This is a genomic window from Bradyrhizobium sp. HKCCYLR20261, from assembly GCF_051168435.1.
In the GTDB taxonomy this organism is placed as follows: Bacteria; Pseudomonadota; Alphaproteobacteria; order Rhizobiales; family Xanthobacteraceae; genus Bradyrhizobium.
This window is the reverse complement of record NZ_JBNPUZ010000029.1, coordinates 16,852-29,226: the sequence shown is the minus strand read 5'-3', so window position 1 is coordinate 29,226 and position 12,375 is coordinate 16,852. Positions and strand designations below refer to the sequence as shown.

Here is a 12,375-nt window from a genome sequence, read left to right as displayed (position 1 = left end):
TCAGCGGAACCGCCGACACAGCCAAACGCGTGGCCGGTTGAAGAGTTCCCGGTCGGGGACGCGAATTTTGCGCTTCCAGCTCAGTCGGTCTTCTGGCCGGCCAGATACTGCTCCAGCCAGTGGATGTGGTAGTCGCCGTCGATGATGGCGGGCTCGCGCACCAGCGCGCGGAACAGCGGCAGGGTGGTCTCGATGCCGTCGACCACCATCTCGTCCAGCGCCCGGCGCAGCCGCATCAGGCATTCGACCCGGCTCTTGCCGTGGACGATCAGCTTGCCGACCAGCGAGTCGTAATAGGGCGGGATCACGTAGCCCTGGTACACGGCGGAGTCGATGCGGACGCCGAGGCCGCCGGGCGGGTGGTATTGCTGGATCTTGCCGGGCGAGGGGCGGAAGCTGACCGGGTTCTCGGCGTTGACGCGGCACTCGATCGAGTGGCCGTTGATGACGACCTGGTCCTGGGTCATCGGCAAATCGCCGCCGGCGGCGATGCGGATCTGCTCCAGCACGAGATCGATGCCGGTGATCATCTCGGTGACGGGATGCTCGACCTGGATGCGGGTGTTCATTTCGATGAAATAGAACTCGCCGTCCTCGTAGAGGAATTCGATGGTGCCGACGCCGATATATTTCAGCTCCTGCATCGCCTTGGCGACGGTATTGCCGATTTTCGCACGCGCGGCTGCGTCCAGCACGGGCGAGGGGCCTTCCTCCCAGACCTTCTGGTGGCGGCGCTGCAGCGAGCAGTCGCGCTCGCCAAGATGGATGGCGCCGCCGCGGCCGTCGCCGAGCACCTGGATCTCGATGTGGCGCGGCTTCTGCAGATACTTCTCGAGATAGACCGAGGCGTCGCCGAATGCCGACTTGGCCTCGTTGGCCGCGGTGGTCAGCGCCAGCTGCAGGTCGGCCTCGGTGTGCGCGACCTTCATGCCGCGGCCGCCGCCGCCGGCGGCTGCCTTGACCAGCACCGGGAAGCCGATCGCCTTGGCGATGGCCATCGCGTCCTGATCGGGCGTCACCGCGCCGTCGGAGCCCGGCACAACGGGAATCCCGAGCCGCTTGGCGGTCTTCTTGGCCTCGATCTTGTCGCCCATCAGGCGGATGTGCTCGGCCTTCGGGCCGATGAAATGCAGATTGTGGTCACCGAGGATCTCGGCGAAGCGCGCGTTCTCGGACAGGAAGCCGTAGCCCGGATGCACGGCGTCGGCGCCGGTGATCTCGCAGGCGGCGAGCAGGGCGGGGATGTTGAGGTAGCTGTCCTTCGACGGCGGCGGCCCGATGCAGACGCTCTCGTCGGCGAGGCGAACATGCATCGCATCGGCGTCGGCGGTGGAATGCACCGCCACGGTGGAGATGCCGAGCTCCTTGCAGGCCCTGAGGATGCGAAGAGCGATTTCGCCGCGGTTGGCGATGAGGATCTTGTCGAACATGGTGCCTCGGGCGCGAGTAGCGGATAGTGATGCGCGGGCGGGGGGAATGCAGACTAATCGCCGCGCGCGATCCGCGCTTATTCGATGATGACGAGCGGCTCGCCGAACTCGACCGGCTGGCCGTCCTCGACCAGGATCTGCGTCACCGTGCCGGCGCGCGGCGACGGGATCTGGTTCATCGTCTTCATCGCCTCGATGATCATCAGGGTCTGGCCGACCGACACCTTGGAGCCGACCTCGACGAACGGCTTGGCGCCGGGCTCCGGCGCCCAATAGGCGGTGCCGACCATCGGCGAGGGCACGACCCCGGGATGCTTTGAGAGGTCGGCGCCGGCGGCAGCCGCCGTGGCGGCGGCCATCACGGGGACGCCCGAGGCCGCGGCCGGGACCGCGGACGGCACGGCCGCTGCGATGGTCACGTTGCGGGCGACGCGGATGCGCAGGCCGGCCCGCTCCAGCTCGATCTCGGTCAGGCTGGTCTCGTCCAGAAGCGCGGCGAGCTCGCGGATGAGCCGGCTGTCTTCGGACTTCGCGGTGGTGGTGTCGTCGGTCTGGGGCGCCATGATCTGATCCGAAACGTTGGGTGGCGTGAAAGCGAGGACGTCAGGCTTGCGCTAGATGTCGGTGGTCGTGGTGGCCAAGGGAGCGGCTTTGGCACCGATCTTGGCGGCAAGGCCGGTGATCGCGAGTCGGTAGCCGTCGATTCCAAAGCCGCAAATCGACGCAAACGCGGCCTTCGCGGTGAAAGAATGGTGCCGGACGCCGCCCGCGCGGGCGTGGATGTTGCCGAAATACACCTCGACCGTGGGGATTTTGACTCCCGTCAGGGCGTCATGCAGGGCGATCGAGGTATGCGAGTAGGTGCCGGCATTCAGGACGATCCCGGGCACGCCGCGGCTGCGAGCCTCATGGATGCAATCCACAAGCGCGCCCTCGTGGCTGGACTGCCGGCAGTCCGTCACCAGTCCGAAACGGGCCGCCGTCTCGACGCAGAGCCGTTCGACGTCGGCCAAGGTGGCACGGCCATGCGTCTCCGGCTCGCGGGTCTCCAACAGATCGAGGTTGGGTCCGTTGAGGACGAGAATCGTCTTTTCCGCGTCGTCGGCCATTCCTATCCCGGGCGGTGTGGCTGCAGTGGGCGGCGTTATAGGTAACAAACCCGCCAAGGGGAAGCCTTTCGGCGCCCGGCAGGGCTCGGTCCATGCTGCTCCGCCACGCGAAAAAATCCGGCCAAGCCTCGGAAATCGCTGGTTAACCAGACCGGCGGACAGGTCTGCACGTCTGGCGTGTGGCGGCGCGCCGCCGCTCTTTGCACAACAAAGGGGCGGGCATCGCTGCCCGCCCCTTTTTCTCGTCACCCGCCTGGTCGGGGATCAGGTGTCGAGGACTGCAACGATCTCGTGGGTTCGCGGATCGAGCACGATGATCTGCTCACGAACCAGGATGTAGTCATATCCGCGCCATTCCGGATAGATCGTGACCACTTCGGTCGGGAGTGGGTAGAAGCGGACGTCCCGCGGCACCCGGGTGCCGACGGAGATGTTGAAGTTGACGTTGGTCACCGGCTCGACGCGCTGGCTGCGGATCACGCTGGTGATCTTGGTGCGCTGCTCGGTTGTCAGCTTGGCGCTGGCGCCGGCCTGTCCGGTGGTGGTCTGCGAGCGGTCGCCGCCAGTCTTGGTCTCGGCATTGGTGCTGGTGCCGGTCTTGCTGTCGCGGCCCTCGGCCTTCATGTTGTTGTCACGGCCTTCGCGACCCTCGGCCTTCATGTTCTTGCCGCCGCTCTTGTCCATCTCGGAGCTGGCGCCCTTGGTGGCCGGTCCCTTCATGTTGTCCTCGGCGTGCTGACCCTTGGTCGCGCCGGACTTCTGCTCAGACTGGCTCGAGCGCATCTCGGACGAGCCGCCGGCCGACGGCGAGGCGCTGTCGCGATTCATGGCGCCGCCGCCGCTCATGCCACCGCTCGTTGCGCCGCCGGAAGCGCCACCTGCCGCGCCGCCCTGCATCGCCGCGCCGCCGGACTGACCGCCTGCGCCGCCTGCACCACCAGCGCCCTGCGCGTGAGCGAAGCTTGCGCCGGCCAGGAGCGCGATCGCGGCAACGGATACCATCAACCGATTAGTCATCCTCTATCCTCCTCTGTATTGGCACTGCCCGCGCCGACAACTGCAGGACATTGGAGTCGTTCCGCACGCCGCTGATGGTTCCTCAGATTTGTCGCGGCTCGCGACTTTATGAATGGATGCTCATCGTCATGAACGCAGCATGACGAGGCGCAGTCGGTGAGCTATTCGCGCACAGCCGAGTGGATCTCACGCGGCGTGTGCGCCGCGCTCGTCGCGGTGACGTTCCCGCGCGTAGCGCACCAGCGCCATGAAGCGATACAGTCCGTGCACGAACTTGCCGTAGGGCAGCGTGACGAACAATGCGAAGACAGCGCCGAGATGCAGGGCGAGCAACACGCCCATCGCGCTGGTTTCCCGCAGCAGCAGCAGGGCGAGACCGGTTGCGCCGGTCAGGGTCAGCATCGCGAGAAACGCGACGTCCATGCCGCGGCTGCCGCCGTCGAGCAGCGCCGGATCGCGCTTGCGCTTGGCAGCGTAAAGTCCGAGCGGACCGATCACGATGCCGATGCCGCCCAGCGTCCCAAGGACGACCGGCAGATCCCAGAGCGGGTAGGGCGCCTCGCGTTGCAGCAGGTAGTGATAGAGCGTCGCGACGGTGGTGGAGGCGAAGCAGAGCAGGAAGCCGTAGAACGTCAGGTGATGATAAAATCGCCTGATGTCGTCGGGCTTTTCATCCTCGTTGTAGCAGCCGACACCGCCGCCATCGAGATAGCGCAAGGTCGTGGCGTCCTGTATCGCGCGGAGCAGCGGTCGTGGCCGGACGAGCGTCGCGCCCGGCTCGCCGATGTCCTTCCAGAAGCCGCTGATGCCGATGATGAGGGCGACGATGGCCCACAGGAAGGCCGCGCCAAACAGCAGCGCCATCGCGTGATGCGGCATCAGCGCGTAGAACGATCCCGGACCATGGCGGACGGCGAACAACGCCGTGGAATCGTTGACGGCGACGAAGCCGAGAATGAACGCGGCGATGCTGACTGCGGCGATCAGCGCCACCGCCAGCCCGTTGCGCTGGAACAGGGGCGCGAGCGCACGCGGCCAGGCATAGTCGGCATAGCTTTCATGCCGCACGCGGGCGAGCACCGCGGGCACGCGGACGTCGAACTCGTGCGGCGGTGAGAACTGGCAGTCGACGTAGCAGGCGCCGCAGGAATGGCAGAGATTGGCGAGATAATTGAGGTCGCCTGACGTGAAGGCGCGCCGCATCTCCATCGCAGGAAACACCGCGCAAAGTCCCTCGCAATAGCGGCAGGAGTTGCAGATCGTCATCAGCCGATCTGCCTCGGTCAGGGCCTCACTGCGCTGCATGTGTCGCTGCTCCCACGCCGGCGATGCGTCCGAACACGCTGCCGATGGTCATGCCGATGCCGGCGGCGTAGCCGCGACCAAGCACGTTGCCGGCCATGATCTCGCCGGCGGCATACATGTTGGCGGCGGGACCGCCGGATTTCATCATCATTCTGGCGGCGTGATCGACGCGCACGCCGAGATAGGTGAAGGTGATGCCGGGCCGCACAGGATAGGCGTAGTACGGGCCGGTCTCGATGCGCCGCGCCCAATGCGATTTCGGCGGCGTCAGGTTCTCGGTGTGACAGTCGTCGAGGATGTCGGGATTGAAATGCCCCTCGCGCACCGCCGCGTTGAACTCGGCAACCGTCGCTGACAACTGATCGGGATCGAGCTCGAGCTTGCCGGCAAGCTCGGTGATGCTGGCCGCCTGAATCGCCGGGTAGAGCGAGGGCATGAACAGCGTCGACGACTTCGCATCGAAGATGATGTAGGCGATCTGGTCCGGCTGCGCTGCCACGAGCCGCCCCCAGATCGCATAGCGCTTCGGCCAGACGTCCTCGCCCTCGTCGTAGAAACGCTTGGCGTGCTTGTTGACGACGATGCCGAACACGACGCAGTCGAGCCGGGTGATGATGCCGCCGTCATATTTCGGCGCACGCGCGTCGATCGCGACCGCGTGACACTGGGTCGGATCGCCGATGCTGTCGACGCCGGCGCCGAGCAGCATGTCGAGCACCGTGCCGCGGTTGTTGGGCGTGCCGCGGACCAGGAAGTTGCGGGCGATCTCGCCCCAGCCCTCGACCAGCTTGTCGATGTTGGATTCGAAGCCGCCGGCTGCGGCGACCAGTGCCTTGCCGCGGACACGCATTCTGCCGTCCTGTCGCTGGATGATCGCCGTGCGGAAACGATCCTCGTCGACGTCCAGCGCGACGACCTCGGCCTCGTAGAGCACGTCCACGCCCAGCCGCTCCGCGGTCAGATAGAGCGCATTGAGCATGGCGCGTCCGCCGCCGAGAAAGAACGAATTGGTGCGTCCAAGGCTCAGCGTACCGCCGAGCGAGGGCTGGAAGCGCACGCCCTGTTCGACGATCCAGTCCAGCATCTGCTTGGACTCGCGGATCATCAGCCGCGCCAATTGTTCGTTGGTCTGGCCTTCCGTGACGCGCAAGAGATCGTCCCAGAACTCCTCCTCGGTGTAGGGGCCGCTCAACGTCGCGGTGGCCGCGTCATGGGCACAGCGCATGTTGCGGGTGTGACGCGTGTTGCCGCCACGGTAGAATTTGGTGGCGGCCTCCAGCACGATGACCGACGCGCCCGCGCGGCGCGCCGCAATGGCGGCGCAGAGGGCGGCATTGCCGCCGCCGACGACCACGACGTCGTAAGTGGCGGGATAGTCGATGCAGTGGTCTTCCGAAGTCATCCGATCTGCCCAGCAGCCAAAAACGTCCCGCCGCTCGGCAGCGTCACGCCGAGATAATTTTTGTATACTATTGTATACGAAACCATGCAAGAAGTGCTGTTGTTCCACCCGCGCATGTGAGACATTCGCCGGATGTCCTCAGAAGGCCCGCAACTCACCCTCGATCGCGACAACGTCTCGCTCGGCGAAGCCGTGTTTCGTGCCCTGTGCTCGGCGCTGGAGACCGGCCTCTATCGGTCCGGCGACCGGTTGCGCGAGGACGAGGTGGCGCAGAAGCTGAATGTCAGCCGGACGCCGGTCCGCGAGGCTTTCGGCAAGCTCGTCGCCAAGGGCTGGGTGCAGCCGGGGGGCGGGCGCGGGCTGATCGTGAGGAGCCTCGACCCAAACGAGATCCTCGAGCTCTATGCAATGCGCGAGATCCTGGAGGGCGCCGCCGCCCGGCTCGCCGCGCAATATGCCGTGCCGGCCGAGATCGCCGCGCTGCGCGACATCCATGAGCGCTTCTGCCGGGGAGAGGCCGATGCGGCCGAGTTGGCGCGGCTCAACCGGATGATGCACAGCGCGATCCAGCGCGCCGCGCGCAACCGCTATCTCGACGCCGCCCTCGCCGACATGCATGTCGCGATCGCGCTCCTGGGCGCCACGACCTTCGCGGCAGAGGGACGCCCGGCGACGGCGGCGGCCGAGCACGGCGAGCTGATCGAGGCGATCGCGGCGCGCGATCCCGACCGCGCCGAGGCGATCGCACGCAGCCACATCCGCGAGGCGCTACGCACCCGGTTGGGCATGCGGCTGACGGGGTAGGAGCGCGGTCGCCGTCCGGCGTTGGCGTTGCCGCGAACAACCTTCATCAACGCAAAAGGCCGGCTGATCCAGCCGGCCTTTCATGGATGTTCGTGCGAGGAAGCGTGGCGTCAGCAGCTCGCCTTGCCGCAGCGCGCCGTGCTGATCTTCTCGCGGAGACCTTCGACCCCGACGGCGCCGATCACGACCTGCTTGCCGATCACGTAGCTGGGCGTGCCGTTCATGCCCATTTCCTCGGCGAGCTTGAAGTTCTCCTCGATCGTCGCCTTCGCCTCGGGGCTCGCCATGTCCTTCTCGACGCGGGCCATGTCGAGCCCGAGCTCCTTGGCGACGGCGAGCGCGTGCGCCTTGTCGGCCTGGCCGCGGCCGCCGAGCAGTTTCTGGTGGAAGTCGAGATATTTCTGCGGCGCCTGCATGCGCACGGCGACGGCGACCTGCGCGGCCTCGACCGAGCCCTGGCTCAGCACCGGAAACTCCTTGAGCACGACCTTCAGCTTCGGGTCGCTCTTCATCAGCTCCATCATGTCGAGCATCGCGCGCTTGCAGTAGCCGCAATTGTAGTCGAAGAACTCGACGAAGGTGACGTCGCCGTCCTTGTTCCCCAGCACGACGCCGCGCGGCGAGTTGAAGATGGTCTCGGCGTTCTTGGCCACGCCCGCCGCCTGCTTGGCCGCCTCGGCCGCCGTCTGGCGCTTCTGCAGCTCGGCCATCGCTTCCTCGAGCACCTCGGGATGCGCGATCAGGTAGTTTCGGACGATCGTCTCGATCTCGCTCCGCTGGCTGTCGGAAAAGCTCTCAGCCGATGCCACCTGCGGCACGCCGCAGAGCGAGAGCGCGAGCAGCGCTCCGGAGATGAGCGTGCGGAATGACGGCATGAAGGAGGTCCTTTGGGTCAAAATGATCGGGTCCTTGTCGATGGCGTGAAAGGTATTTCGATAGTCTGGTTCGTGATCATAGCAAGGTATCCGGCGGCGCGCCCTGCGCCAAACGCCGCTCTCCGACACCTATTGGTTCGAAAGCGGCTTTGACGTGACGATGTCGTCGGCCTTGACCCATCCCGGCGAGCCCACGGCGAACCGCGTCTTCGCGCGGGAGGCGAGTTCACGCGCCGTCTTGTTGTCACCGCGCAGGAACGCCGCCTGGGCCGAGGCCAGATCGGCCTCCGCATAGTCGCCCTTGCGGCCATAGGCCATCGCGAGCTGGGAGTAGCCGAGCGGCGCCTCGGATTCGCGCGCAACGGCCGCGCGCAGGATCGTGATCGCTTCCTCAGTGTAGGCCTTGTTCTCGGACGCCACCAAGGCTTGGCCAAGTAACATGTTGATGAGCGGCGCGTTATTGGAGAGCTGGGCGGCCTTGCGCAAGGGCGCGATCGCCTCGGCCGGCCGGCCGCCCTCGAGCAGGGCCTGGCCGCGAACCTCGTAGAAATAGGGGTTGTTGGGCTGCGCCTGGATCAGGCCGTCGATCTGGGTGAGGGCGCTGCGCAGGTCGCCGTGCAGATAGGTCGAGATCGCCCGGGCGTAGCGTGCCGGCATGCTGCCATCGGATAGCGGATAGCGCCGGGCGACCGTGTCCGGCCGCTCCATGAAGGCCGAAATCTTGGCGCGCACCATGTCGTGGCGCAGTTGCAGCGCGGCGTCATCCTTCTTGTCCCAATAGGGGCTCTGCCGCGCCAGGCCTTCCAGCGCCTCGACGCGGTCGGCCGGCATCGGATGCGACTGGAGGTACGGGTCGGCGCCGCGCGCGGCGAACAGGCTCTCATTGGTGAAGCGCTTGAAGGTCTCGTACATGCCCTTCGGCGACTGTGCCGTGGCGGTGAGGAATTTGACGCCGGCGCGGTCCGCGTTCTCCTCCTGCTGGCGCTGATAGGACAACAGCGAGCGGCGGATGACTTCGCCGGGTGCCGACAGCGTTGCGGCGCCTGCATTGGCGAGGCCGCTGCCGCCCCCGCGCGCACCCATGGCCAGGGCGCCGGCGCCGAGGATGGTGGCGATGATCATCTGGGTCTGCGCGGTCGCGAGCTGTTGGCGCAGCTTGGCGAGATGACCGCCGGCGAGGTGCCCCGTCTCGTGCGCGAGCACGCCGATCAGCTGGTTCGGATTTTCAGATTGCAGGATCGCGCCGTAGTTGACGAAGATGCGGCGGCCGTCGGCCACGAACGCGTTGAAGCTCGCATCGTTGATGATGACCATCTGGATGTTCTGCTTCTCGAGCCCGGCGACACGCAGGATCGGCCGAGTGTACTCGCGCAGCAGCACTTCCGTCTCGGTATCGCGCAGAATCGGCGGCCCCTTGCCCTGCTGCGCAAAGGCGGGCGCGACCGGCGACAGAGTCATGGCGGCTGCGACGATCGCGGCAAGCCCGCCGGAGAATTTCTTGCGAAGCACGATACGGAGCAACATCAGGCGATCTTTGCAATTGGCGCGAGGCTGAAGACGGGCTATTGCCCACCAAACGGCGGAATGCGGCTCATCTGCGGCGAATGAGGCCCAAGTGCGGCCCATCGATCGGCTCAGAGAGCGGGTCCGAACAGCCGGGGTCAATAGCAGAGTTCGATGGTGGATGCGACAGTGATACCGACGTTGGAACAGCGGATCGCCAGCCTGACCGCGCCGTCCGCGCGCAGCAATGTTCCGCCGTTCATGGTGATGGACGTCATGGCGGCGGCCGAGCGGATCGAGGCGGGGGGAGGGCACGTCATCCACATGGAGGTGGGGCAGCCGGCGGCGCCGGCGCCGCGCGCTGCGATCGTTGCGGCCCATGCCGCGCTCGATCAGGCGCGCATCGACTACACCTCCGCGCTCGGCCTCTCGTCGCTGCGGCAACGCATCGCGCGGCACTATCGTGAAACCCACGGCTGCGAGATCGATCCTGCCCGGATCGTGATCACCACGGGATCCTCGGCCGGATTCATTCTGGCCTTCCTGGCCATGTTCGAGCCGGGCGATCGGGTCGCCGTCACGGTGCCCGGCTATCCGCCCTATCGCCACATCCTGACGGCGCTCGGCTGCGAGCCGGTGCTGATCGAGACCACGGCCGAGAACCGCCACGCGCTGACCGGCGAGGCGCTGCTCGCTGCCCATCGCAAGGCGCCGCTCAAGGGCGTGCTGGTCGCAAGTCCCGCAAATCCCACCGGGACGATGATGTCGCGCGAGGCGCTCGGCAGCGTCATCGCGGCCGCGCGCGACGCCGGCATCCGCTTCATCTCGGACGAGATCTATCACGGTCTCGACTATGCCTTCCCTGCGGTCACCGCGGCCGAGCTGTCGGCGGAGGCGCTGATCATCAACTCCTTCTCGAAGTACTTCTGCATGACCGGCTGGCGCATCGGCTGGATGGTGGTGCCGGAGGCGCTGGTGCGGCCGGTCGAGCGTCTCCAGCAGAACCTGGCGATCTCCGTTCCCACGCTGTCGCAGATCGCGGCGGAAGCGGCGTTCGAGGGACGGGCGGAAATGGAGGCCATCAAGCACGGCTACCAGGAGAACCGCCGCATCCTGATCGAGGGTTTTCCGAAGGCCGGCCTGACCCGGTTCCTGCCGGCGGACGGCGCATTTTACCTTTACACCGACGTTTCCGACTTTACCTCCGACAGCTACGCGTTCGCCAAGCGGATGCTGGAGGAAACCCATGTCGCCGCAACACCGGGCGTCGACTTCGATCCGATCCATGGCCGCAGCTATGTGCGCTTTTCCTATGCACGTTCGGCTGAGGATATGCGCGAAGCCGTTGCACGGATCGCACGCTGGCTGGGTTAAGGGGTCGGATTAGCCGGAAACAGCCAATCCTCCCATCGCCAGCATTGACTCCGCGGCGGATTTGCCCGAGTTGGCCGCGGCAGGGCTGGGACATCGGCCCGTTGGTCTAAGGTGGATGAGGAAGGGCCCATGGTGGCAGCGACTGAAGTCGGGACGGGAAGCGTTCCGTCGCAAACGGGCAAGAAGGCCTGGTACAGCATTCTCTATGTCCAGGTCCTGATTGCCATCGTGATCGGCGTCCTGGTGGGGTGGTTGTTTCCCAACTTCGCCACCAACGACTGGATCAAGGCGCTCGGTGACGGCTTCATCAAGCTGATCAAGATGGTGATCGCGCCGATCATCTTCTGTACCGTCGTATCCGGTATCGCGCATATCGAAAGCGCCAGCAAGGTCGGCCGTGTCGGCATCAAGGCGCTGATCTACTTCGAGATCGTCTCGACCTTCGCCCTCGTGATCGGTCTCATCGTCGGCAATCTGGCGCCGATCGGGCACAATCTCGCCGAGAAGCAGGATGCCGCGGCGGTCGCCGGCTTCGTGAAACAGGCCCAGGCGCAGAAGTCGGTCGACTTCGTCCTCAACATCATTCCCGACAGCGTGGTCGGCGCGCTTGCGCGCGGCGACATCCTGCAGGTGCTGCTGTTCGCGATCCTGTTCGGCTTCGCGCTGATGGCGCTCGGCGAGCGTGGGCATCGGCTGCGCGACGTGATCGACGATACCGCGCACGCGGTGTTCGGCGTGATTGCCATCGTCATGAAGGCGGCGCCGGTCGGTGCGTTCGGCGCCATGGCCTTTACGATCGGCAAGTACGGTCCGTCGGCGCTCGGCGACCTGATCGGGCTGATTGCGGTGTTCTACATCACCGCGGCTCTGTTCGTCGTCATCGTGCTCGGGCTGATCGCGCGCTTCGTCGGCTTCAGCATCTTCAAGTTCATCGCCTACATCAAGGACGAGCTGCTCATCGTGCTCGGCACCAGCTCCTCCGAGAGCGCGCTGCCGCAGCTGATGGAGAAGCTGGAGCGGCTCGGCTGCTCCAAGCCGGTGGTCGGCCTGGTCGTACCGACCGGGTACTCGTTCAACCTCGACGGCACCAACATCTACATGACCTTGGCGACGCTGTTCATTGCCCATGCGCTCGGCGTCGAGCTCACCTGGGGACAGCAGTTCACCATCCTCGTGGTTGCGATGCTGACCTCGAAGGGCGCGAGCGGCGTCACCGGTGCGGGCTTCATCACGCTGGCTGCGACGCTGACCGTGGTGAACCCGGCGCTGGTGCCGGGCATGGCGATCGTGTTCTCGATCGACAAGTTCATGAGCGAGGTGCGGGCGCTGACCAACATCACCGGCAACGGCATCGCCGCCGTGTTCGTGTCGTGGTGGGAGGGCGAGCTCGATCACGATCTGCTGCAGAAGCGGCTCAATCAGGAGATCGATCCTTCCGACGTCGAGACGGCGATCACCACCGGCTGAACCGCATCGCAGCCGCGAACCCGACACCAAATGAAAACGCCCGGCCGCAAGGCCGGGCGTTTTGCGTTGGAGCATCGGTCGAGCGCGCG

11 protein-coding genes are annotated in these 12,375 nt (G+C 66.0%); 3 read left to right on the top strand and 8 right to left on the bottom strand.

Going from position 1 to position 12,375, the window contains the following annotated elements; all coding sequences use genetic code 11:
- Positions 1–80 precede the first annotated feature (80 nt).
- The 6 genes from accC to tcuA all read right to left on the bottom strand — a co-directional run bounded on the left by accC (position 81) and on the right by tcuA (position 6,263).
- Positions 81–1,430 (bottom strand): acetyl-CoA carboxylase biotin carboxylase subunit, encoded by a 1,350-nt coding sequence (gene accC, locus ACQR1L_RS34090; protein ID WP_434862286.1) that lies wholly within the window; start codon positions 1,428–1,430, stop codon positions 81–83.
- Positions 1,431–1,507: 77 nt separating this feature from the next.
- A complete protein-coding gene (gene accB, locus ACQR1L_RS34085) occupies positions 1,508–1,993 on the bottom strand; it encodes an acetyl-CoA carboxylase biotin carboxyl carrier protein (protein ID WP_172109440.1) in 486 nt (161 codons plus the stop codon).
- 51 nt (positions 1,994–2,044) lie between these two features.
- Positions 2,045–2,539 (bottom strand): type II 3-dehydroquinate dehydratase, encoded by a 495-nt coding sequence (locus ACQR1L_RS34080; protein ID WP_434862285.1) that lies wholly within the window; start codon positions 2,537–2,539, stop codon positions 2,045–2,047.
- 264 nt (positions 2,540–2,803) lie between these two features.
- Positions 2,804–3,556 (bottom strand): DUF1236 domain-containing protein, encoded by a 753-nt coding sequence (locus ACQR1L_RS34075; RefSeq protein WP_434862284.1) that lies wholly within the window; start codon positions 3,554–3,556, stop codon positions 2,804–2,806.
- A 186-nt stretch (positions 3,557–3,742) separates the two neighbouring features.
- Complete coding sequence (tcuB, locus tag ACQR1L_RS34070; RefSeq protein ID WP_434862283.1) at positions 3,743–4,861, bottom strand: tricarballylate utilization 4Fe-4S protein TcuB; 1,119 nt, start codon at positions 4,859–4,861, stop codon at positions 3,743–3,745.
- Complete coding sequence (tcuA, locus tag ACQR1L_RS34065; protein ID WP_434862282.1) at positions 4,848–6,263, bottom strand: FAD-dependent tricarballylate dehydrogenase TcuA; 1,416 nt, start codon at positions 6,261–6,263, stop codon at positions 4,848–4,850. Before tcuA ends, tcuB begins: the two co-directional genes overlap by 14 nt.
- A 132-nt stretch (positions 6,264–6,395) precedes the next feature.
- On the opposite strand from tcuA, the gene ACQR1L_RS34060 reads away from it, so the two are divergent.
- The gene (locus tag ACQR1L_RS34060; protein ID WP_434862281.1) at positions 6,396–7,067 is read left to right on the top strand and encodes a GntR family transcriptional regulator; all 672 of its coding nucleotides are present in this window, start codon (positions 6,396–6,398) and stop codon (positions 7,065–7,067) included.
- Positions 7,068–7,177: 110 nt separating this feature from the next.
- Here ACQR1L_RS34060 and ACQR1L_RS34055 read toward each other — a convergent pair whose 3' ends face one another.
- A complete protein-coding gene (locus ACQR1L_RS34055; protein WP_434862280.1) occupies positions 7,178–7,942 on the bottom strand; it encodes a DsbA family protein in 765 nt (254 codons plus the stop codon).
- A gap of 129 nt (positions 7,943–8,071) precedes the next feature.
- Positions 8,072–9,466 carry a M48 family metalloprotease gene (locus tag ACQR1L_RS34050; RefSeq protein ID WP_434862279.1) on the bottom strand — a complete coding sequence of 465 codons (1,395 nt, stop codon included), beginning with the start codon at positions 9,464–9,466 and terminating at the stop codon, positions 8,072–8,074.
- 153 nt (positions 9,467–9,619) lie between these two features.
- Here ACQR1L_RS34050 and ACQR1L_RS34045 point away from each other — a divergent pair, with 153 nt between their 5' ends.
- Positions 9,620–10,819 carry a pyridoxal phosphate-dependent aminotransferase gene (locus ACQR1L_RS34045; protein WP_434862278.1) on the top strand — a complete coding sequence of 400 codons (1,200 nt, stop codon included), beginning with the start codon at positions 9,620–9,622 and terminating at the stop codon, positions 10,817–10,819.
- Positions 10,820–10,948: 129 nt separating this feature from the next.
- Positions 10,949–12,286, top strand: a complete 1,338-nt coding sequence (gene dctA / locus ACQR1L_RS34040; protein WP_434862277.1) for a C4-dicarboxylate transporter DctA — start codon at positions 10,949–10,951, stop codon at positions 12,284–12,286.
- Positions 12,287–12,375: the final 89 nt, after the last annotated feature.